Annotated in this window: 22 protein-coding genes; 7 read left to right on the top strand and 15 right to left on the bottom strand. The window is 46.2% G+C overall.

Annotated elements, in window-relative coordinates; translation table 11 throughout:
* The first annotated feature begins 28 nt into the window (after positions 1–28).
* From L0U88_RS13030 to L0U88_RS13020, 3 genes are read left to right on the top strand one after another with little or no spacing between them, the layout of a single operon-like run.
* The gene (locus L0U88_RS13030) at positions 29–802 is read left to right on the top strand and encodes a carboxypeptidase-like regulatory domain-containing protein (RefSeq protein ID WP_234866505.1); all 774 of its coding nucleotides are present in this window, start codon (positions 29–31) and stop codon (positions 800–802) included.
* Positions 803–834: 32 nt separating this feature from the next.
* Positions 835–2,364 (top strand): serine hydrolase, encoded by a 1,530-nt coding sequence (locus L0U88_RS13025; protein ID WP_234866504.1) that lies wholly within the window; start codon positions 835–837, stop codon positions 2,362–2,364.
* Between the two features lie 6 nt (positions 2,365–2,370).
* Positions 2,371–2,910, top strand: coding sequence for a DUF8685 domain-containing protein (locus tag L0U88_RS13020; RefSeq protein WP_234866503.1), 540 nt, complete (start codon positions 2,371–2,373; stop codon positions 2,908–2,910).
* A 3-nt stretch (positions 2,911–2,913) separates the two neighbouring features.
* Here L0U88_RS13020 and L0U88_RS13015 read toward each other — a convergent pair whose 3' ends face one another.
* Positions 2,914–3,123: a YgaP family membrane protein gene (locus L0U88_RS13015; RefSeq protein WP_234866502.1), complete on the bottom strand. Its 210-nt coding sequence runs from the start codon at positions 3,121–3,123 to the stop codon at positions 2,914–2,916.
* Positions 3,124–3,261: 138 nt separating this feature from the next.
* Between L0U88_RS13015 and L0U88_RS13010 the strand changes: the two genes are divergently transcribed.
* Complete coding sequence (locus L0U88_RS13010; RefSeq protein WP_234866501.1) at positions 3,262–4,470, top strand: dipeptidase; 1,209 nt, start codon at positions 3,262–3,264, stop codon at positions 4,468–4,470.
* A gap of 1 nt (position 4,471) precedes the next feature.
* On the top strand, positions 4,472–6,295 hold the full coding sequence (locus L0U88_RS13005; protein WP_234866500.1) for an ABC transporter ATP-binding protein: 1,824 nt from the start codon (positions 4,472–4,474) through the stop codon (positions 6,293–6,295).
* Here the strand turns inward: L0U88_RS13005 and L0U88_RS13000 are convergent.
* The 10 genes from L0U88_RS13000 to L0U88_RS12955 all read right to left on the bottom strand — a co-directional run bounded on the left by L0U88_RS13000 (position 6,264) and on the right by L0U88_RS12955 (position 17,734).
* Entirely contained in the window at positions 6,264–8,261 is a 1,998-nt protein-coding gene (locus L0U88_RS13000) for an alpha-ketoacid dehydrogenase subunit alpha/beta (protein WP_234866499.1), read from the bottom strand. The two genes, L0U88_RS13005 and L0U88_RS13000, sit on opposite strands and share 32 nt — an antisense overlap.
* 3 nt (positions 8,262–8,264) lie before the next feature.
* Positions 8,265–8,609 carry a phage holin family protein gene (locus L0U88_RS12995; protein WP_234866498.1) on the bottom strand — a complete coding sequence of 115 codons (345 nt, stop codon included), beginning with the start codon at positions 8,607–8,609 and terminating at the stop codon, positions 8,265–8,267.
* A 23-nt stretch (positions 8,610–8,632) separates the two neighbouring features.
* Positions 8,633–10,876, bottom strand: coding sequence for a TonB-dependent receptor (locus L0U88_RS12990; RefSeq protein WP_234866497.1), 2,244 nt, complete (start codon positions 10,874–10,876; stop codon positions 8,633–8,635).
* 53 nt (positions 10,877–10,929) lie between these two features.
* Positions 10,930–11,415, bottom strand: coding sequence for a DUF4251 domain-containing protein (locus tag L0U88_RS12985; RefSeq protein ID WP_234866496.1), 486 nt, complete (start codon positions 11,413–11,415; stop codon positions 10,930–10,932).
* A 31-nt stretch (positions 11,416–11,446) separates the two neighbouring features.
* A complete protein-coding gene (locus tag L0U88_RS12980) occupies positions 11,447–12,055 on the bottom strand; it encodes an outer membrane beta-barrel protein (RefSeq protein ID WP_234866495.1) in 609 nt (202 codons plus the stop codon).
* A 4-nt stretch (positions 12,056–12,059) separates the two neighbouring features.
* The gene (locus L0U88_RS12975) at positions 12,060–12,719 is read right to left on the bottom strand and encodes a DUF4136 domain-containing protein (RefSeq protein WP_234866494.1); all 660 of its coding nucleotides are present in this window, start codon (positions 12,717–12,719) and stop codon (positions 12,060–12,062) included.
* Positions 12,720–12,788: 69 nt separating this feature from the next.
* Entirely contained in the window at positions 12,789–13,874 is a 1,086-nt protein-coding gene (locus tag L0U88_RS12970; protein ID WP_234866493.1) for a formylglycine-generating enzyme family protein, read from the bottom strand.
* Between the two features lie 34 nt (positions 13,875–13,908).
* The gene (locus tag L0U88_RS12965; RefSeq protein ID WP_234866492.1) at positions 13,909–15,186 is read right to left on the bottom strand and encodes a M16 family metallopeptidase; all 1,278 of its coding nucleotides are present in this window, start codon (positions 15,184–15,186) and stop codon (positions 13,909–13,911) included.
* A 76-nt stretch (positions 15,187–15,262) separates the two neighbouring features.
* Entirely contained in the window at positions 15,263–16,498 is a 1,236-nt protein-coding gene (locus tag L0U88_RS12960; protein ID WP_234866491.1) for a M16 family metallopeptidase, read from the bottom strand.
* A 24-nt stretch (positions 16,499–16,522) separates the two neighbouring features.
* Positions 16,523–17,734, bottom strand: coding sequence for an aspartyl protease family protein (locus tag L0U88_RS12955; RefSeq protein ID WP_234866490.1), 1,212 nt, complete (start codon positions 17,732–17,734; stop codon positions 16,523–16,525).
* Positions 17,735–17,847: 113 nt separating this feature from the next.
* Between L0U88_RS12955 and mqnC the strand changes: the two genes are divergently transcribed.
* Positions 17,848–18,972 carry a cyclic dehypoxanthinyl futalosine synthase gene (gene mqnC, locus L0U88_RS12950; protein ID WP_234866489.1) on the top strand — a complete coding sequence of 375 codons (1,125 nt, stop codon included), beginning with the start codon at positions 17,848–17,850 and terminating at the stop codon, positions 18,970–18,972.
* A gap of 750 nt (positions 18,973–19,722) precedes the next feature.
* On the opposite strand, the gene L0U88_RS12945 is transcribed toward mqnC, so the two are convergent.
* The 4 genes from L0U88_RS12945 to L0U88_RS12930 are packed head-to-tail and all read right to left on the bottom strand — an operon-like array spanning position 19,723 to position 22,532.
* Positions 19,723–20,916, bottom strand: a complete 1,194-nt coding sequence (locus L0U88_RS12945) for a DUF3570 domain-containing protein (protein ID WP_234866488.1) — start codon at positions 20,914–20,916, stop codon at positions 19,723–19,725.
* A gap of 23 nt (positions 20,917–20,939) precedes the next feature.
* A complete protein-coding gene (locus tag L0U88_RS12940) occupies positions 20,940–21,152 on the bottom strand; it encodes a DUF4266 domain-containing protein (RefSeq protein WP_434801961.1) in 213 nt (70 codons plus the stop codon).
* Positions 21,149–22,105, bottom strand: coding sequence for an FAD:protein FMN transferase (locus tag L0U88_RS12935; RefSeq protein ID WP_234866487.1), 957 nt, complete (start codon positions 22,103–22,105; stop codon positions 21,149–21,151). Before L0U88_RS12935 ends, L0U88_RS12940 begins: the two co-directional genes overlap by 4 nt.
* Positions 22,098–22,532 (bottom strand): thioredoxin family protein, encoded by a 435-nt coding sequence (locus L0U88_RS12930; protein WP_234866486.1) that lies wholly within the window; start codon positions 22,530–22,532, stop codon positions 22,098–22,100. The genes L0U88_RS12935 and L0U88_RS12930 overlap by 8 nt, the downstream gene beginning before the upstream one ends.
* A 125-nt stretch (positions 22,533–22,657) precedes the next feature.
* On the opposite strand from L0U88_RS12930, the gene L0U88_RS12925 reads away from it, so the two are divergent.
* Entirely contained in the window at positions 22,658–22,960 is a 303-nt protein-coding gene (locus L0U88_RS12925; protein ID WP_234866485.1) for a hypothetical protein, read from the top strand.
* The last annotated feature ends 3 nt before the right edge of the window (positions 22,961–22,963 follow it).

Raw genomic sequence — 22,963 nt, 5'->3', positions numbered from 1 at the left:
GGTTTTGGTTGTACCCTTGTAACCCTGGATGAATTGGTTCGGTTCCATATTAGTATTGCTTTGCCTCCTCCTGGCAAATCTCCTGCAAGGCCAGGTGCGGGTAAGCGGCACCGTATATGAAATGAACAAGCTCTTTCCGATGGGTTCTGTTAGTGTACTGACCAGTAGTGGGAAAGGAACCGTTACAGATTCCTCCGGGCGCTACAGTATCGTTGTCAACGAAAAAGATTCCATTTATTTCTCCTACCTGGGAAAAGCCACACCCAAATATGCTGTCAGCAACATTCAGTCACTCTCCCAATTCGATATATCTCTTCACGTTAATGTCACTACCCTTCGCGAAATCAGGGTGATGCCTAAAGACTACCGCATCGATAGTATGCAGAATCGCCAGGATTACGCAAAAGTGTTCGACTACAAAAAACCAGGACTTGCCCTTTCTTCCGCCAACCCTGCTTCCGGCAACTTTGGCGTTGGACTTGATATCAATGAACTGATCAACATGTTCCGCTTCCGGCGAAACAGGAGCATGGCTGCCTTCCAGGATCGCCTCCTTGAAGAAGAGCAGGATAAATATGTCGCCTATCGTTTCTCCCGCGCTAAAATTATCAAGATAACCGGCATAACAGGCCCCGACCTGGATACCTTCTACCGCTACTATGCTCCCCCTTATGAAGCAGTGGTGGCCGCCTCTGAGTATGAATTACTCGAGTACATGAAAAAAGCCGGGGAACAATACAAACGGATTCGTGCCATGGGTGGAAAAATTTCAGGCAGAAAAGAAGACAACTGGTGGGAATAATACGGCTATTTTTAGGTTGTAAATAAACTCCCATGCGCCGATTATTTTTTGCGGTTCTTGCATCCTGCCTGCTGATAGCCAACCCGGCTTCCGCACAACATTCATCTTCCCGCAATTTTCTGAAAGACAGTCTGGATTCCTATGTTCAGAAAGCCATGCAGGCCTGGAAGATACCCGGTGTTTCCATTGCAGTTGTGAAAAACGGGGAATGGCTGGTAGCAAAAGGATATGGGGTTAAAGTTACAGGAAGCAATGCTACCGTTGATGAACACACGCTTTTTGGAATCGGCAGTAATACAAAGGCATTTACCGGCACTGCCCTCGCGATGCTGGAATCACAGGGCAAACTTTCACTCGACGATAAAGTAAAAAAATGGATTCCCGATTTCCAGGTTTATGATACCTGGGTTACCAAAGAACTCACCATACGTGATCTGGTCAGTCACCGTATGGGTTATGAAACCTTTCAGGGTGATTTCATGTATTTTGATTCCGATCTGAGCTACCAGGAGGTCAAAGAAAAATTCGGCCTGGTTAAACCTATGTACGGTTTTCGCTCCCGCTGGGGTTATACCAATGCAGGGTTTGCCATCGCGGGGGAAATTATTCAGAAAGCAAGTGGCCAGTCATTCGGAGAGTTTATCGCCACTCAGCTTTTTCAACCCATCGGGATGAAAAATTCCATTGCTAACTCCAACCAATATGCGAAAGCGCCAAATATTGCAGCTGCCCATACTGTTACGGAAGGAGTACTAAAAAAAGTTGCCTATGGCAACCTGGATAATATGGCGCCTGCAGGTGCCATTGCTTCAAGTGCCTACGATATGGGGCTCTGGGCACAAACATTACTAAACAAGGGTGAACTCAACGGCAAACGAATTCTTTCTGCATCCGCGGTACAGACACCGATGGAACCTCATTCCATCCTGGGTAGTGGCGGGCATCCCTTTAACCGGGCACATTTTTATTTGTACGGGCTGGGTTGGCTCTTACAATCTTATGAAGGCAGAAAACTGGTGGAACATACCGGCGGCGTAAATGGTTTTGTTACCAGCTTTACCTTGATTCCGGAAGAAAATATCGGGATCGTTGTACTAACCAATACCGATGCGAATGGATTTTTTGAAGCAATGAAATGGGAATTGGTGGATGCCTGCCTCGGACTCCCTTTCCGCGATTATAATGCAATGGCGCTGCAACAACAGGAGCAACACGAAAAAAGAGCAAGCGCTACGCTCAAGGAAAAAAGAGATTCTATCGCATTAAAGCTTACGCCACAGCTTCCACTTTCCGCATTTGCCGGAACCTATCAGCATGAGGTTTATGGAAAAATGACCCTTCAACCCGAAAAGGGTCAGCTGGTTGCCCGCTTTGAACATCACCCGGGTCGTTTTGCAACACTCGGCTCCTTGGGCGGTAATCGTTTTTTTGCCAGCTTCAATGATCCCCTCTTCGGCAACAAAGTATGGCCTTTTAGCATCAGTGATGGTAAAGTAAAATCAGTTACCGTCACCGTTTCTGATTTTATTGAATTTACTTCTTACGAATTCTACAAACAATAGACGAATATGGAACAACTTGTACTGGGCATTGGAACCCGACTTCAACACACACAATTCGGACCCGGAGTTATAGTAGGGCTCCGGTATGCAACCTACCTGATCTCCTTTATCCACCATGGAATAAAAGAAATTGATAAAACCGATGACCAGCTGGAAGAAATCATTCCGGAAAATGTATCCGAAGAAATAGAAACGCATTCCGAAATTGAAAAATCTCTGCTTAAGATTCTTCGCTTATGGAACGGCGTTAGTGAGGTTGTTCCTCTGGGAGATCGCTGGAAAAATGGTACGATGATCCTCCAGCCGGGAGACAATTCCCTCAAGGCCAAGGAAGTTCCCATTGAGGTGTTCTTCCACAAAATCGTGATGTTGCGCGATCGCTTACGAGTAATGGAGCAACAGATCAACGCACATAAAGTGCTGACCGACGAAGAGAAGATCAACCTGCAGCAATATGTCACCCGGATCTATGGCACCCTGACCACTTTCAATGTACTATTCAGAAACAAAGAAGACTGGTTCGTTGGCGACAAAAGCTCCGATTAAACATCAGGCCTTCTTAGTGGGACAGGTATTTAATCCAAGCAGGGTATAAAGGGGGCAAAATCCTACCAGGCTGGTCAGGATAAAAACACCTCCTACAATTGCCAGGATCAATCCCAATGTGCCGGTTACAGTGCCGGAAAAATAGAGATATCCCAATACAACTGCTACCAGTACGCGGATTAGACGGTCTGTACCACCCATGTTCTTTTTCATATACTATGTTTGAACAGTGAAAATAAACTGAAATCTGCTCCGGTTTACTGATGCAGATCAGGTCGGCTAGTGAGTTTTATCCACTCCCCCAACCTAAGCATGCCACGGATTTGGTATATTAAAGGCATAATTCGCCATATGCAGCTTTCTTCCATCCCGTTCTTCCGTTTGTTGTTTACCACCATGGTTTTGCTAGCCTGGTCACTTACGCTTCCTGCGCAAAAAAACCTGCATGAGAAAAGTATAGTAGTAGACACTCATAATGATGTGCTTTCCAGTGCAACCCTGAAAGGATTGAATATTGAAGAAGACCTGAGCGGAAAAACGCATAGCGACCTGGAGCGTTTTCGAAGAGGCGGAATTGATATTCAGATCTTTTCCATTTTCTGCGACGAACGATTTGGTAAAGGCACTGCCTTTGCACACGCCCTGCGGGAAATTGATTCGCTGGATGCGATTGTAGCCCGAAATCCGCGTAAAATGATGCTGGTAAACTCTCCGGCAGACCTCCGAATGGCAGTCAGAAAGAAAAAACTGGGCGCCATGAAAGGCGTGGAAGGCGGTCATATGATAGAAGACAAAATGGAATACCTTGATAGCCTCTATAATCGGGGAGCAAGGTACCTGACACTTACCTGGAATAACTCTACTTCCTGGGCGAGTTCAGCCTGGGATGAAACCTATTACGACCGGCAGCAACCAACACCCATCGAAAAAAAGGGGCTCAATGATTTTGGTAAACAGGTCGTACGAAGAATGAATGAACTGGGCATGATGATTGACCTGAGCCATGTTGGTGAACAAACCTTCAATGATGCAATCGCCGTTTCTACCAAACCGGTAATTGTATCTCACAGTTGTGTGTATGCGCTTTGCCCTGTACCCCGGAACCTGAAAGATGAACAAATTCGCGCTATTGGAAAAAATGGCGGTGTCATCTTCCTGAATTTTTATGCGGGTTTCCTGGATAGCACCTATAACCGCAATAAAGCTGCTTTTATCAGCAAACACAAACCGGTGGTCGATTCTCTGCTTCAACAAAAAATGCCAGACTACGAAATTGACGGTTACCTTAGTAACCGGTTTCCCGAAGAAGCAGAAGCGCTCCGGCCTTCTATGAATATTTTACTCGATCACCTGGATTATATAGTTCGAATGATTGGTGTGGACCATGTCGGACTTGGCTCTGATTTTGATGGCATAGAACTGGCTCCCCAGGATCTGGATGGTGTGGAAGATATGCCGAATATCACCTCTGCATTGCTGGTGCGTGGTTACAGCAGGCAGGATATCAAAAAGATACTGGGCGGCAATTTTATACGTGTCTTCAAAGCCGTAAGTAAATGACATGAGAATTTTATGGAAGTATCTCCAGCCCTACCGGGGTTGGGTCTTTTTAGCACTCGGGCTGGCAGCACTGGCACAGGTGCTCGCCCTCTACGATCCGGTTATCTTCGGAAAAGTCATAGACACCTATGCGCTTAACCCGGAGAATCTCTCTGAAAAGGAAAGGACCAATGGTGTTATCTGGCTGCTCCTGCTTGCCATCGGCGTTGCCCTGCTAGCCCGTATTTCCTCAACCTTTAAAGACTTTGTGGTGCGCCTGGTAGTGCAGAAATTCGGCATGCAAATCTTCAATGATGGCCTTCGCCAAACCCTTCGCCTTCCTTATGACGGATTTGAAGACCAAAGCAGCGGTGAAACTCTTTCCAAGCTGCAGAAAGTGCGCACTGACACAGAACGTTTTATCAACTCCTTTATCAATATCCTGTTTTCAACCCTTGTTGGAATGGGATTTCTTATCTGGTATGCCATCACCAAACACTGGGCACTGATACCGGTATTCCTAATCGGGGTGTTATTGCTGGGCGGACTCACCTCTCTGCTTAGCCGAAAAATAAAAATGATCCAGCGCCAGGTTGTTCGCCAGACCAATATCATGAGTGGCAGTATTACCGAATCCATCAGAAACATTGAACTGGTTAAAAGTCTTGGGCTAACCTACTCGGAGATCAGGCGCCTGCGAGATAAAACGCAGCAGATCTTTGACCTCGAAATGATGAAAAACAGGAAAGTGCGTACCCTCTCCTTTTTCCAGGGAACCACACTGAACCTGCTTAAACAATCCATTCTGTTTATCCTGCTCTGGCTCATCTTCCGGAATGTATTAACTACCGGGGAACTGATTTCGATGCAGTTTATTTCCACCGCCATCATCGGACCTTTGCAGGACCTGGGCAATATTATCCTTCAATACCGGGAAGCGGAAGCCTCTCTGCAGGTATTCAACCAACTCATGATGAAAGAGCCTGAATACCGCCCCGAAGAACCGATCGATATACAGGCTATTGAAGAACTGGAATTTGACCGCGTCAGCTTCCGTCACCGGAATGCAACACAAAAGGCAGTGGATGATATCAGTTTCCGCGTTGGCCTTGGACAAACCATTGCATTTGTAGGACCATCGGGTTCCGGTAAATCCACACTGGTAAAACTGTTGGTCGGACTCTACTCACCAGTTGAAGGAGATATCCGGATTGATGGAATTTCGGTCAGGCAACTCCGTTATAACCGGGTTCGGCGGCAACTTGGCTTTGTGACACAGGAGACGCAAATGTTTTCTGGCACCATTCGCGACAATATGCTCTTTGTTAAACCGGACGCTACAGATGAACAGATCTTTGACGCGATGGAAAAAGCATCCTGCCTCAACCTGGTTACCAATTCGCCCAAAGGTCTTGATACTGTCCTCGGGGAAGGTGGCAAACGCGTTTCAGGGGGAGAAAAACAAAGACTTGCCATCGCCAGGGCACTATTACGTGAACCACGATTACTGATCTTTGATGAAGCTACTTCAGCCCTTGACTCCATCACCGAAGAAGAAATAACAGACACCATCCGGGAGATTTCTGCCACCAATAAACAGATGACCATCCTGATTGCTCACCGGCTTTCTACGATTATGCATGCCGATACCATCTTCGTGCTGGAAAAAGGAAAGATTACCGAAAAAGGCAAACACCAGGAATTACTGGAACAAAAAGGACTTTATTACGCCATGTGGAGACAGCAGATCGGTGAACGCGATCCAATTGTTCCCGTTATGGAGCTTGCCCCGGAACAGCCCGATGAAGATGTTATCAATACCGCAACAGACGATCCACTGTTGTAGCCAGTCTTGATTTCGCCAGGAAATTTTTCTCCAGCTCGAGATTAAAAGGAACCGGAGTATCAAGAGATGCACAACGCAATACAGGTGCGTCCAGCAGTTCAAAACAATGTTCCCCGATCCAGGCACTGATCTCTCCTCCAATGCCACCGGTCAGCGTATCTTCATGCAGCACAATCACTTTACCGGTACGTGTAACCGAAGCCCTAATGGCATCATAATCAAGCGGTAACAAACTTCTCAGGTCTACTATATCTATACTTAATTCCGGATGCTGATCTGCATATTCTTTTGCCCAGTGCACTGCTGCTCCATAGGTGATGATACTGAGATCGCTTCCCTCCTGCACGATCCTGGCTTTACCAATTGGAATGGTGTAATAAGCTTCAGGAACTTCTCCACTTATGCTTCTATACAACGCCTTGTGTTCAAAAAACAAAACAGGATTCGGATCCGCAAGGGAAGCTAACAACAACCCCTTCGCATCTTCCGGCGTGGAAGGATATACAATCTTTAATCCGGGTGTATGCACAAACCAGGCCTCATTACTTTGGCTATGAAAGGGACCCGCACCCACACCGGCACCTGTAGGAAGCCTTACCACCACATCGGCATGCTGCCCCCAGCGGTAGTGAATTTTAGCCAGGTTATTGACGATCTGGTTTAATCCCACACTCACAAAATCAGCAAACTGCATTTCAACCATCGACTTGAATCCTTCCAGCGAAAGCCCAAGTGCAGCGCCCAGAATGGCACTTTCACATAAGGGTGTATTTCGAACACGTTCCTTACCGAAAAGCTCCACAAATCCTTCTGTAATCTTGAAGGCCCCACCGTAATCAGCGATATCCTGGCCCATCAGCACCAGGTTGGAATGCTCTTCCATGCCGGATTTCAATCCTTCTTTAATGGCATCAATAAAGCGTATCGGTCGGGAAGTTGAAAACTGGCGTACTGTTTCAATATCTTTATCAGTTCCAACTTCAGGAACTGGTGCATACACATCTTCCAGCTCTTCGGTTGTTACCGGAACAATTGGTCCGCCCAGTTCAGCCCTTACTAATTCAGATTCTATTTCCGCTTTCATGGAAGCCTTAACCTGCTCCATATGGGAGTAGGTTAATACACCTTCCAGTAAGAGCCATTCCTCAAATTTTTTCACCGGATCTTTCTCCGCCCATTGCACAAATAATTCGGGTGGCACATATTTGGTACCGCTGGCTTCCTCATGTCCCCGCATCCGGAAGGTCATACATTCAATCAGGTAAGGTTTCTGCTCCCGGATACAATATTCACGTACCCCTTTAATAGTATCATACACCGTCAGGAGATTATTCCCATCAATACATACTCCTTCCATGCCATAACCCTTAGCCCTTTGTACCAGACTCTCGCATCTATATTGTTCAGATACCGGTGTACTGAGTCCATATCCATTGTTTTCAATGATGAAAATCACAGGCAGATCCCATACTGCAGAAACATTCAGCGCCTCATGGAAATCACCTTCACTTGTGCCACCATCACCTGTAAAACTGAGACTTACTTTATCCTCACGGCGAAGTTTATGCGCCAATGCAACTCCATCGGCGATACTCAATTGGGGTCCCAGATGCGAGATCATGCCACAGATATGATGTTCTCCTGATCCAAAATGAAAACTCCTTTCGCGTCCCTTGCTATATCCTTCTTTTTGTCCCTGCCATTGCTGGAATAATTTATGGAGCGGCATGCCACGTGTGGTAAATATACCCAGGTTACGATGCAGGGGCATAACCCATTCATCGGGCTGTAATGCCAGTGCTGCTCCAACAGAAATGGCTTCCTGACCAATTCCACTGAACCATTTGCTGATCCTGCCCTGCCGCAACAGTACCAGCATCTTCTCTTCGATCATGCGTGGCTTTAAGATTGCCAGGTAAAATCTTAAAAGGTCCTCATCGGACAAACCCTTTCGATCAAATTGCATACACTAGGATTTTCTTTCATCAGAACCCTGCAGAAGGGAGCTCGCAACAGATAACAGAATACTGAATAACAATGCCCACCAGAACCCGTCAACTTTGAAACCCTCCACGAGCCTGGCAGCAAACAATATAATTACCGCATTTATCACCAGCAGGAACAAACCCAGGGTGATGATCGTGATCGGGAAAGTCAGTATAACCAGAATTGGCTTTACCAATGTATTTAATAAGGCAAGTACCAGTGCAAGAATCAAAGCAGCAATAAAGGAGTCCATATGCACCCCAGGAAGCAAATAGGATAATCCAAATGCCACCAGCGCGGTGATCAGCAATCGGGTCAGGAAATTCATACCAGTTGTTTTGTTGAAGTTAATCAAAAAAACAAGCTCCATTTAATCCGCGCAAAGAAAGGAGTACCGGGCGTGTAATGAATTTCTGTAACCGGAGCAACCTCATTTCGCAACCGCGATTCGGTTTCAAACTGGGCTTCTCTCCATTCTGTATCAAAGAGATTTTCAACCTGTAGCCCCAATGCCCATTTGCTGCGCGTATAGTTGATTAGCAGGTCATTTACAAAATAACCCTGGGCCTGGATGGAATTGTCTTCATTAGCCGGACGATCCTTCATATACCGGTAGCGCCAGTTGAGGTCAAGCCGCTTAACCGGACTAACCGATATGCCTCCTGTACTGGTAAGTGATGGAGCCAGGGGAATAAAATCATTCCCTTTGGCTTCTTCAATCGCTCTCGCTTTTGCATAATTAATATCAGCATCCAGGTAAAGCCAGCTGAAAGGTTGGTAGCGAATCCCCAGTTCAGCACCCAGCCGACGGGTTTTGCCAGATGGTTCTACAATCGCCGCATCTCCCACATATACAAACTCCTGTTCCATATACAGGTACCAGATCGCAGGCTGCACTAATAATTTCGGATGGAGCTTAATTATAGCTCCCAGGTCTGCGCCATAGGTTGCAGGTAATATCTCCCGGCCCTGCTGTGCTACTACCACCCGTGTATCATTGGAATGGAATCCTTTGCCCATCTTCAGGTATCCCTGCCAGTTAGCATGGGGGGTGTAGACCAGGTTCAACTTTGGGCTAAGTATCGTTTTTTGTGCCGCCTGGGTACTGTACACCGGCTGCAGTTTATCTACATAGTTGAAAATAAAATGATCAAGCCGAACACCCGGAATTACCTTCCAGTGCCCCTTTCTCCACTCTGCTGATCCGTACAAAGAGGCATTGGTCTGATCAATATCGCCCAGGGCAAAATATTCCAGTACCTCTTTTCGCTGCAGGGTATGACTTAATTGAATATCTCTCACCGCATCATGCCGCAACCCCATACCGGCAGTTAAAACCCAGTCAGCCTTGTCACCAAAAAGCTGTTTGGTATAACGGTGATCCATACCGTAAATCTTTCTTTTTTCAGATTGATGAATCTGGTCGCCGTTTACAGGATCTTCCAGGAAAAAAGTAAAGTTGGAGAACAGGCTGAAATCGTACTGACTGAAATAAAAATTCGATTGCCAGTCTTCCGTATCACTGATTTTAGTACGGTATTTTGCAGCGATATTCGACCTCGAAGTATTACCACCCTCTGTTGCATCAATAGCACCCCAACGTGTAATCAGCCCAGCTCTTACTGCCCTGTCCGGGATTTGCCCAGATGCATCCCATTTTGAATTAAAAGTGGAAGCAAGCACCTGCAGACTTGATTTCTGATTGATTTGAGTATTGTATTTCGCCAAAAAATTCAGCCGGTTGAAATTTTGTGGAGCCTCAAAAGGTCCATTGGAGAAAAGATACTCCCCCGCGATATACGCATTGCTGTTTTTTTCACCTGTCTTTTCAAAAAAATTGAACATGCCGACCGTTCTCAGCGTATTGAATTGTCCGGCTTCCAGTTTCAGCAGGTTGCGATCCAGCCGATTGTGTGTGGTGAAATTTACATATCCTGCTGTGGCAAAATCTCCCTCTTCGGCATAATAGGAACCCTTCCCAAACTGAATATCCTTTATGGTTTCAGGAATCAGGTAATGTAAATCTGCATATCCCTGGCCGTGCGCATGACTGACCATGTTCACGGGCATGCCATCCGTAGTGATCCGGATATCGGTGCCATGATCAATATCAAAACCGCGCAGGAAGATCTGTTCTGCTTTTCCACCACCTGCATGTTGGCCAATAAACAATCCTGGAACTTTTCTCAGAATATCCTGAGCCGAATTAACAGGGTTGGTCTTCAAATCGATCTGCATTACCTGCTGCAACGCTCTCCGGCTGTCCTGAACCACCACCTGGCTCAGTTGAACAGGGGCTGGCAACAGGTAGATCGTTGGTTCTTTTACCAGCTGCTGATTCCATACGATTGTCTTTGGATCATACCCGATATGGGTGATGTACAAGGTATCAGTCGGTTTTGTAAGCGTAATAGTGAACCGCCCATCCAGACCGGAGTGCGTATGTACAGGCTGACCCTTAATTTGAATGGTAGCTTCTTCCAAAGGCAAATCAGTATCACGGGCGATTATTCTTCCGGAAACAATCTGCTGGGAATAGGAAGTAGCAGAGGCAAATAGAATTAAAAAAGCAACTGGAATAAAACGACCCCACATATCCTGCTGTTTAGGGCAGCAAACTTAAGGCATTCTGTTGCTGTTTTCCACTGCTATTTGGGCTGCGGCAACCGGCTTATATTTCCGGTATAGGAGATCGGCTGGCGGTTTACTGAATTGATTCGCAGATCTGCATTGCCATTTTCAAATATGATCAGATTAATGCCGGTTATATCCTGTTGATCTTTAGGCTGAATGCTAATTTCTCTCCGATTGCCCTTACCAATCGTACTGGAATAAGTAAACTCTTTCGAGGTGAATTTCATTCCACCTTCTCCACTGCCTATCGGTGCCTGGAAAGCTCTGCCGATATAAGGCAAATCAGCTTCCAGTTGATCCTTGTTTACCCGAAAGGTATAAGATCCAGTGATCAGGCGCTGCCTTCCACCCATCGGCTGCACATACTCCATATTGAATTGATAGGTTTGGTCATCAACCAGTTGCAAAACTTCCTGGGGAGTCAGTGGGGAGGGCTGCAACTTAGGGCTACAAGCTGCAACAAACCCAATTAGTACCAGGGTTTTAAGGAGCTTAAACATTTTTATTTTAAATATACGTAAGTCCGCTCACCTATCGAATCCGGAAGCCAGAATATCCGATCCGCAAACCTGCAAAGCTGGTTGCGTTAACATCTCCCGCGCCGGGTAAATAATGATAGGTCAATGAAAGATTAAGCGCTCCCTGCCTGGGAAGTCTGAATCGCATACCAGTTTCCAGGTGAGGCATAAACTGAAATCCATCATATTTAAAGGCAAATAATCCAATATCCTGGCGTTGATTCTGGTAAGCTAGCCCCAAACCGGTTTTCACAAAGGGTACCAGGTTTTCATTTGGGTCTTTGAATTCATATTGAGCAAGGAATTGCAAACCATAAATATTGGTATAGTTGGTAACGAAACCGGTATAGGTACCATCATCCCCGGGTAGTTCCAGTGTTTGTTTTCCTTTTTTATCAGGGAAATAAAACCAGGTTAAACCTCCACCCAATGATATTCTGTTATTGGTTAAGGTTTTCCGTACCTGAAATCCAACTCCAAGCGGACCCGGTTTTTCTACAAAATTTCGAAACGTTCCTGTTGGAATGGAAAATTGGTAATGGATTTCAGGCACTACCTGGGCATTTACAGATTCACTCCAAAATGCCAATCCTGCCACCAGTATTGCAATGAATTTTTTCATGTTCCTAATTTTTCAAGTAAGGAGATTGCCTGAACATCTGATCAATATTGCGACCAATCCGGGTGTTGATGGAAGCGTCGGTTCCCTCCAGCAGTCCATTAAGAATACCCACCCAAACCACAGGAAGTGTGGAATCGCGGGCTATTGAGGGTGCTGTAATATTTACCACCACAGTTCCGGTAGCATAGGAGCCACAAACAATTCCGGAGGGATATCCCCATCCCCAACCAGGGCCCCAACCCGGTGAATATGCTCCCCAGCCCGGATACCAGCCCCAGTCGCAATACCAGCAATAAGTAGCACAACTACCATATGCCTGTTCACTTACATTGGGAAGAATGACAACATCTGCGCCGGTTCCTGCACTTTCATTCAGGCGTGTCCATCCAAGTGCATTCAGGTTGGTTTCCAGGCTGCTTAGAATCTGATCATCAAACCGATGGTCAGCAGTTTCTCCGGGAGGAACAGCATGAACTACCGTATCCGGAAGAAAATACGTTCTCACGGAGCCAAAATCAAAACTGCGCTCATAGTTCGTGTAAACAACATCGTAATCGGAAACAAACTCCGGAGCTGATGGCTGGCAGGAAACACCCAGAAGAGAGAGCATCGCCAGCAGAGCAAACCGAAAGTTCAGGGATCCCTGTTTGGCTAATTTTTTCATACCCAAGGTTTATAGTTCAACAATTGAAGCTATTCCCTGGTTGAATGCGAACATCGTACCAATCCAACTTTAACGAACACACCGAAATCCCACATGACTCATGCCACTTTCAGGGGAACTTGCCTGCCGGGCACTTGGCCGGTATCGCTGGCAATAGGAATCATGGCACAAATAGGAGCCACCTTTCTGAACTCGTAAAGGCATATTGGGTTGGGATGGATCACGGCTTTCAGGCGGACCATTCGGATTATCTCTTACCTCCCCCGGTCCACAGGATTGATAGAGGTATTTATCATACCAGTCCTGGCACCATTCCCATACATTTCCAGCCATATCATACAGCCCATATCCATTCGGTGCATACTGACCAACCGGGGCAGTGCCTACGTATCCGTCGCGCTTTAAATTTTCAGCTGGAAATTTACCCTGCCAGGTATTGGCGAAGGTTTTATCATCAGTAGGTGCTTCATCTCCCCAAACAAAATTCATACCCTCCAGCCCACCGCGGGCAGCAAATTCCCATTCCGCTTCAGTTGGCAATCTCTTCCCTGCCCATTTGCAATAAGCCATGGCATCATTCCAGCTGATGTGAATCACCGGGTGCTGTTCCCGTCCTTTCAGATCAGAACCTGGACCCTCAGGGTGTTTCCAACTGGCACCATGCACCCATTTCCACCAGTTGCTAATGTCATTAAGGGGTACGTCACGAGTTGGCGGACTGAATACCATTGATCCTGCAACCAGGTCTTTGGGGTTCGGAGGAGGGGTTCCGGGAGGCAATTGAGCCATAATTTCTTCCAAAACCGGCGCTTTTTCAGCATCGGTTACATATCCGGTTGCATTAACAAATTCGGAAAACTTGGCATTGGTGACCTCCTGTTTATCCATCCAGAAGCCCTTCACTTTCACATGATGAGCAGGACCTTCTTCTTCCCAGGCCATTCGATCATTGGATCCCATCAGGAATTGGCCTCCTGGAATCCAGACCATCCCTTCCGGTGCTTCACCTGGAGCCGGGGCGCTTGCAACCTGGTATGCATTTTCAAAACTTTCCGGTTCAGAACTTCCCTTTTTTTGCAGGAACCACCAAACCAGTAAAGCTGCTATAAATGCCAGAACAGCAATTCCACCCAACTTTACAATCGTCCGCTTCATATTCCGAATGTACCAATAATTAGGGGAGACAGCATTAGATCACTACCAGTTCATAGAAGTCCTCCGGTTGCAGGTATTTCCTCGCAAGCTGCTGTAATTCCTCCGGTTGAATAGTTTTAATAGTACGAATACTCTGGTAGAAGTAATCCTCTGATAGCCCGTTTAATACGATATTCTTCCACCTGCCTATGATATGGAAAGGCCCATCGAGATCCCCCAGCGTGCTACCCATGAGATAATTTCTTACCAGTAACAACTCCTCCTCATCTACCAGTTCCTCCCGAAGCAAGGCCATCTCATTATACACTTCTTCAATCGTAGCTTCAGAAACTTCCTTGCCGGCTTCCGTACTGATCATCCAGGCGGATCGCTGGATATGATTCTGGAGATAGGAGTAAATGCCATAGGTATATCCTTTGTCTTCCCGGATATTATTCATCAGCCGGGATCCAAAAAAGCCTCCGAACAGGGCGTTGAGCACCTGGGCTCCAAAAAAATCAGGGTGGTGCCTGTTGGGGAAATCACGGGCTATGCGAATAGCACCCTGAACTCCATTCGGGTCATTGCTAATGCGATATTTTTTCTCTCCGGCCGGATGAATCGTATGCGTCGGGTACTCTACAGGCCCGCCTTGTAGGGGGAGATCCCCAATTGCAGTATCCAGGAGTTCCATAATATTCGGCGGAAGCTTACCTGCCACAAACAGGATGCATTTACCGTTCCGGTAATACTGGTCATAAAAAGCAACCAGGTCTTCCCTGGTCAGGCCAGCCAGGTCCTCAAACCGGCTATAACTTCCATAGGGATGTTCAAACCCATAGAGATATTCATCAATCAGCCGGTTGGCGACAAAATCATTTTTCTTAAGGTTTACCTCCAGTCGCTGGCGATTGTTCTGCTGGAACAATAAAATCTCCTCTTCAGGAAAAATAGCATCTGTCAGCAGCTCGCGAATAAGTGGCAGCAACTTAGGCAGGTGTTTGGTCAGGCTGTGCAGGGTAATGGAAGCGGTTTCATTGTAGCAGGTCCGGGCCAGGCTGGCACCATAATAATCAACCAGTTCATTAATGGCAAAGGCAGATTTCTGGCTGGTTCCGCTTTTCAGCAGAAAATTGGTAGCCGAAGCAACCATATGCTTTTTCTCAAAACTATTACCTGCAAAAAAGACCCATTCCACCTGGATTACTTCCTCCGCCCCGGCATTCACTGCATATAATTCCACTCCATTCTTCAATACATATTTATCGTACGGTTTCAGTTTCAGGTCAAACTCAACCGCATCTTTTATGGGAGGCGCTATTTTTCTGTTCATGATGTTGTAACGTGAGATGTGAGACGTGAGATGTGAGAAGGACTTCTGTCTCACATCTCACATCTGACGTCTCACTTTATTTACTTCTATAAAATAATGTATGACTATTCTTCTCTTCAAAAAGCTTCCGGCTCAATTCTACAAGTTGATCTGCGGTAACTGAATTGTATCGCTCGAGTTCGGTGTTCATCAGGTTGGCATCTCCCAACAATTCGTAGTAGGCAAGACTGGCCGCCCGGTTCATTACACTCATGTCTTCAAAAGCCATGGTGCTTTCGGTTTTGTTCTTCACCTTTTCCAGCTCCATAACGGATACCCCTTCCCGGATCAGTAAATCCAGCTGCGCCTGAACTGCCAGTTCTGCATCTTCCAGTCGCACTCCTTTTACCAGTTTCCCATCCACACAAATCAACCCGGCATCCGTAGAGCCGAAATGGTAACAATCGATATTGGTAAAGAGCTGTTTTTCTTTCACCAGCGACTGGTACAATCTGGAAGAGGCTCCACTGCCCAGGATATCTGTAATCAGATCCGCAACATAGTAGTCGGGATCCAGCCGGGAAGGCATATGCCAGGTTTTCAGCAATGCGTCAACAGGAACATCTGCTGTAATGTCCAGCCTGCGCGCTTCCTGCTGTTCAACTTCCTGGGGCAGGTTTCGGTTGTATTTTTCACCTGCGGGAATATCACCAAACCATTTGATAGCCAGTTCATAAACCTGTTCGGTTACCACATTTCCGGCTACCACCAGGATCGCATTGGCGGGATTATAGTGTTTTCTGAAGAACTTCTTTACATCATCCAGGCTGGCTTCTTCTACATGCTTCAGTTCCTTTCCGATGGTCATCCAGCGATAGGGGTGCTGCTCATATGCCATTTCCCTCATCTTGAACCAGATATCACCATAGGGGCGATTGATATAATGTTCCTTGAATTCCTCACAAACCACTTTACGCTGCACATCCAGGCTTTTTTTGCTGAAAGCGAGGCTTAGCATCCGGTCACTTTCCAGCCAGAACGCCGTTTCAATATTGGCGGAAGGCAACTGGCAGTAGTAATTGGTGAGATCATTGGTGGTATAGGCATTGTTTTCGCCCCCGGCTTTCTGAAGCTCATCATCGTATTCCGGAATATTGATGCTACCTCCAAACATCAGGTGTTCAAACAGGTGCGCAAATCCGGTTCGATTCGGATCCTCATCCCGCGCACCCACATCATACAACACATTCACAACTGCCATGGGAGTGCTGTTATCTTCATGCACCAGCACCCTCAATCCATTGGGCAGGACAAATCTTGAAAATTGAATCATACTGCAAACTTAAATCAAAAGACCTCATTTCTTCTTTTTGAGAATACTCCCCACTTTCATGATGAGTTCCTCCAGGTCGCCATCTGCCTGTCTCACTACCAGGAACTTCAATTTTGCCCCAGTTTGCTGCAACATGCTGCGGTATGCCTGGATATTCCTGCTCATATTATTATCAACTGCTATAATTACATCCCCAACCTTGAACCCTGCTTTTTCTGCCGGTGAACCAGGCATAATATCTGTCACGGTTACCTGTCCATCGATGAAATAAAAACCGAGGCCCGTATATGCATAATCAAACGGTTCACGAAAATGTTTGTTGGGAGTCAGGTAAATTTCCCTGCGTTCATAATTGAAAATCACATTGAACCGACGTAATAGATCATTGCCTATGAGTCCGCCCAGGTAAGGATAGGAGGTTACATTGAACTCATCTTCAAATATAAAAGTCGGGACCTTTCGAAATTTATAAGGTCCGACTCGAAACTCTTTGGTGGTGGTGATTTTCATGAATGCTTTCCCGCCCAGCCCCTCCGCCTGGGTAGTCCAGAACTTCTTTTTTTTACTGTATAAACTGCTGTCGGCAATAAAATCCTCCGTCAGCAACAGGGATAAACCAGCCCCGATATCAAAGAAAAACCGGGTATTGATTTTACGCTCCTCTTTGATCCGGTTGGTGGTAACCGGAATGGTAGCAAGGTTTGGACGAATCATAAAACCTCCCTTCGGATACCGAATCGTACCTGGTGAAAACACTGAGATTCGATTGGTATCATAATCCAGCTTTACAATGTAGCGGGATAGAAAACTATACCCGATAATACCATCAATATGTTCGCCATAGACACTTGTCAGAATCTCATAATCATTGATGTGAAAGTTCAGGCTGTCTACCGTTAATCCGGGGAAATGAAGTGTGTTATTATTGGCAAACCGGACTTTTTTTACTCCTGCAATGCCCCTGATCGTCCGGTCCGAAGCAACTGAAGGAATTTTTAATCGGGCTACCGTACTGGAATCCAGGGAAATACCACCACTGCCGGTGTCCAATATAAAATTCAAAGAATCCGGGAAATCGTTCAGCTTTGCTCTCAGGGTAACCACTCCTCCGCTATACATTCTGAAACCAAAGCTGGTTATGAGTTGTGCCGGGGGCTGGGAAAAATACTCCTGCGCCGTTACCGACTGGAAACAGGCGCAGCAGGCAATCAATAGGAGTTTAGTAAGGTAGCGCACTGAATGAATTTACAATCAATTTGAAACCGAATTCAACCGTCGGTCATAAATTATTTGAACCCATCCAACATTCACAACCTAATTTTGTTGGTCAATTGGAATAAAATCGCATCATGCAACTAGCAGAACTGTATCGCAAAGCCCTGAATTTCGAGTTTTTATCAGAAGCCGAAGGGGTCTTCCTGTTTCACCATGCACCCCTGGCTGAACTGATGCAGGTAGCCGATACCTTACGTAAAATCCAGGTGCCGCATGGAAAAGTGACCTGGATTATAGACCGGAATATGAACACCACCAATGTTTGTATCGCCAATTGTAAATTCTGTAATTTTTACCGGATTCCGGGACATGCGGAGGCTTATATCACTGATCTGGACACCTACAAAGTCAAAATTGAGGAGACCTTTAAATACGGTGGAGAACAGCTCCTGCTGCAGGGGGGCCATCACCCCGAACTTGGACTGGCCTATTATGTAGATCTGTTCAAACAGCTCAAGCAACTCTTCCCCAACCTTAAGTTGCATGCACTGGGACCGCCCGAAGTGGCCCATATCTGCAAACTGGAAAAGAAATCGCACCATGAAGTGCTCAAAGCACTAAAAGATGCAGGCATGGATTCCCTGCCGGGACCTGGAGCAGAAATTCTGGTGGACCGGGTACGGCGCCTCATCAGCAAAGGTAAATGCGGATCTCAGGAATGGCTGGATATCATGCACGAAGCGCATAAACTGAACCTGACCACTTCTGCTACCATGATGTTCGGGCATGTCGAGACCATTGAAGAACGGATGGAGCACCTGGTAAAACTGAGGGATGTGCAGGCGCGCAAGCCGGATGGAGTAAAAGGATTTATTGCCTTTATCCCCTGGACATTCCAGGATGTAGATACCTTATTAGCACGCATTCGGGGCGTACATAACCTGACTACCACAGAAGAATATATCCGGATGATTGCCCTCAGCCGCATCATGCTGCCGAATGTGAAAAACATCCAGGCCAGCTGGCTGACAGTTGGAAAGGAAGTGGCACAACTCTGCCTGCATGCAGGTGCGAATGATTTTGGCAGTATCATGATTGAAGAGAATGTAGTAAGTGCTGCAGGAGCACCGCATCGGTTTACCTACAAAAGCATTCAGGCAGCCATCCGCGAAGCCGGCTTTGAACCCCAGCTCCGTAATCAGCAATATGAATTCCGCGAAATGCCGGAACAGATACAGGAGCAGGTGATAACTTATTAGTGGAGGAAAGGAAGAATGGAAGAGGGAGGAATGGAAGAGGGAACAAAGGAGAAGGGAGACAAAGGAGAAGGGAAACGGGAAGAAGGAGGCATGGAGAATGGAAACAAAGGAGGCAGGAGATGGAAAAAGTGAAAGGTGAAAGAGGTAGGCCCCTTTCACCTTTTTCTCTTTTCACGTCTCACGTCTCACATCTCACGTCTCACTTTCTTCCCTTTCGGCCTCTTTTCTCCATCCATTCGGCCACTATTCTCTATCCACTCAGTCAATTACAACCACTCTAGCACCATTGTTTCACTACTCTTGAACCGCCAGTGAAGCACCAGTGAACCATTCTGCAACCACTCCAGTATACTCCACAGGCATGAACCATTCCAGATTAGATTAAGCTATACTCAAAGTAATTTATAGCCTCTCAATAAAATCTGGTGGCCAGATTCCCTGGTATGGTTTCAACTGCATTTTTATTGTTGCATATAGCCATCATTAACCCTATGTAATGTCACCTATAGGTAACCATAAAATTCATCAGAAATCAGTACCCCCTATTTCTTCCATTCCTCCATCTTCCCATGCTCATCCTCCATGCCTCATTCGTTTCCCTTCTCCTTCGTCTCCTGCTTCCGGTCTCCCGCCTCCTTTGCTTCCTGTTTCCTTTGTCTCCAATCTCCTTTGTCTCCAATCTCCTTTGTTCCCTCTTCCATTCCTCCCTTCTCACGTCTGACGTCTCACATCTCACGTGTCTCCTCTTCCCTACCCCTTCCACTTCAAATGCACGGATACAATATTCGAGTGTAAGGTATTACTGCGGGTATAATGTCCATATCGAAGTTCAAGACTGTTCAGGTGTTGGATTCCCAGTATGCCCCTGGGTGGAGAAAACCGGACACCTCCTCCAAAGAAATGACTGCTGAACTGGGATAAATCAAAATTACTGCTGTAAAATTCTTTACCTGGAGCATGGGTCATGTAGGGAGCAAAATAATCAATGGCCGTTTGATGATAGTACCTGTAAAAAGGCGACAATGAATAAAACGGGCTGAGCTTTATGGACGTTTCCAGACTGGCAGTATGGGCTGATAATCCCCAGGAATCTTTGTAATACCGGTAATACGATCTGAAAATAAACCGGTCCCCCGCAAAATAATTAGCTCTGAATCCAATCGGGATTTTGAATCTGCTGTCCGGTAATCGCTCCACATGTACAGTGCCATCTGTAAAGTACACCCTGTTAAACGGAAGAGAAAGATAGCCTTGTTGCTGAATGAGATCCAGCAAAAAGCTGACCTGCAGGCGCTGGTTGACAATCTGGGACCAGGACAAAGCCAGACTGTATGAATTCCTGCTGTCTCCGCCTCGCTTTAAAGGATCTGGAGAGTTGCCATCTCTTAGTTCGATGGGATAAATCAGGTTGATACGATCCATGTATACCTGGCCCTTCGCGGTGAATTCACCCATTTTATTGGCTGTCTTTTTGGACCCGTGCAGATTCGCCCCGATTGAGGTGTAATCATATTCACCACTGAAGGATAATCCTCCTCCCCACTCTGTTCCTTTCTTTTCATTCTCACGGCTGAAGGAAACGGAAGGATAAATTCGGGTATCCGCATAAGAGGCGGAGGTTACTGTCTTGGGATCAATTTTATCTGAGGAAGCAGACGTGTAGTGATCCAACCCAATATCAACTGACCAGGTTTGTTTTCGTTGCTGACGATCGAGCCGAATCAGCTTCACTTCCAGCGAATTGGACAGATCCGTTAACTTCTGGGAACCAATGCCACCGGTAACAGCAGCATGGTCACCATTCTGGTGATAATAACTGGATACCAGGTTGATCTCATCTATTTTCAGGCGGCGCTTTTGATAGGAACTATCCTGGACAGTTTGAGAAAAAGCGGCTAATAAACCAATATAGAGGCCTATTACGGTAAGGCAGATTTTTTTCATGTACTAGTTTTCTTCTTCAGTTTCTAATTGCAACCACAACCACCACCGGATTTACCGGCATTCGCACCAGAAGCACCTTCCCTGTAGGATTGAAAGCTGAGTTCTGTTTTCTCCACCTTGCGGTTTCCTAACATCATCTCCGCATCATTCAGGCGGTTCTTCTGAAACTCTTTTACCACCTGGCAGCTATTGAGTCCGGTTAGCAATAAAATACCTACTACCATTTTTTTTATCATATCAATTGAATATTTCGGGTTGTCTTTAATCGGTTAGAATCGTCAATAATGAGCGCAGCAACCTGTTTCATCTGGTTCAGCATATCCAGGCCAATTTCTGTTCCCATGATCATAACGGGAGTAGCAAGAGCATCAGAGAGTTCTGCAAACGGACTGATAATTGTTACACTTTTTATTCCACTAACAGGCATGCCTGTACGAGGGTCGATGGTGTGGGAATAACGTTTCCCATTGATCTCAACAAACTTTTCATAGTTACCGGAAGTAGCAACAGACATATCGGTAATGTTGATGTAGGAGAACAAGTGATTGGCTGCATTGGGATCAGCTATTCCGATCGTCCAGGGTTCCCCATTCTCCTGTTTACCCCAGGCAGTAAGATCACCTGAAGCGTTTACAATTCCACTGGTCACCCCTTCCTTAACAAGCACTTCTTTGGCGCGATCTGCAGCATATCCTTTTCCGATTCCACCAAAACCGATCCGCATCCCTTTTTCTTTCAGAAAAACGGTCCGGTTCAGGGGATCCACTTCAATATTTCGAAAGTTTATCAACCTCACCGATTTCCTGGCAACTGCAGCATCGGGAAGCGATTTCATGGTAAGGTCAAAATTCCAGAGTCGTTTATCAATGGATCCGTAAGACAAATCAAAGGCTCCCTGGGTAACCTCTGAAATTCGCTGGGCGCGCTGAATCAATGCGATCATTTCTCCAGATACCTCAACAGGAGTAATTCCGGCCATTTCATTGATAAGGTTTGTTTCGCTCTCCGGAAGAAAGGTGGACAGCAAACCTTCTATCCTGCTGATTTCAGCAATTGCCCGTTCGATCAGCCAGGCGGCCCTGTTTTCATCAGGTTCCAGCACAGTTATTTCAAATCGATTCCCCATCAGGCGAAGGGATCGTTTTCTCAGGTTTCCGTTTGACTGCAATAGTTTAAGATCGTTATTCATGGGTGAGGGTTCGTAATTCGCTTAAAAATCCGGTTGCTTTGTTTTCCGGGTAGCCTTCCCAGCTCTTTATCACTTTACCATTTTCATCCAACAGAAGGGTTAATGGAAAACTGCCTTTGCTGTTATAGTGCTCCGCCAATGCATCGTTTTTATGCTGCTGTTCAGCTGTAAGCTGGTTTTTTTTGGACCTGGGAAAATCAGCCCTGACCAGTACCAATTCTTTGGCAGCCAGGTCTTCAAATTCAGGGGATTGAAATACATCCTTTGTAAGCCGGATACAGGGTCCGCACCAGTCTGAGCCAGAAAAATTCAATAGTATCTGCTTGTGTTCCTGTTTTGCCTGTTGTTGAGCTTCCGAAAAATCCAGCAGCCAAACGGGAGCAATTGCCTGGGATAATAGGAGTAGGATAGAGACCAGAAAGGGCATTTTAATTTTATTTTAATGTGAATCTAATCTCATTCTAATCTCACCCATGTGATATTTCTCACATTTGAACCTGATTTTCTTGATTGTAATACAACTTTTACAGTTTTTACCACGTCTTGCTGTGCATGACAAACTCCTTTCCAAAGACACCGTCCCTGCTGATCTGCCTGGCGCTTGACCTGGTTGGATACTTTACCTACGCCATACCGGTCTTGGGTGAATTTGGCGATCTGATCTGGGCGCCGATATCAGGTTTGTTGTTTTTTAAATTATTTGGGGGATGGAAGGGAGCCCTTGGGGGATTTTTCGCTTATGCAGAAGAACTCCTGCCCTTTACAGATTTTGTACCCAGCTTTACACTTGGCTGGCTGGCGCAGCGATTCCTGTTCCGTAAACCAGAAAATGCGCTAAGGATTAATGCCCGATAATCA

Origin of the sequence: Flavihumibacter fluminis (assembly GCF_021491375.1) — a bacterium.
In the GTDB taxonomy this organism is placed as follows: Bacteria; Bacteroidota; Bacteroidia; order Chitinophagales; family Chitinophagaceae; genus Flavihumibacter; species Flavihumibacter fluminis.
The sequence above is the reverse complement of the archived record's forward strand: the minus strand, read 5'-3'. Positions and strand labels throughout refer to the sequence as shown.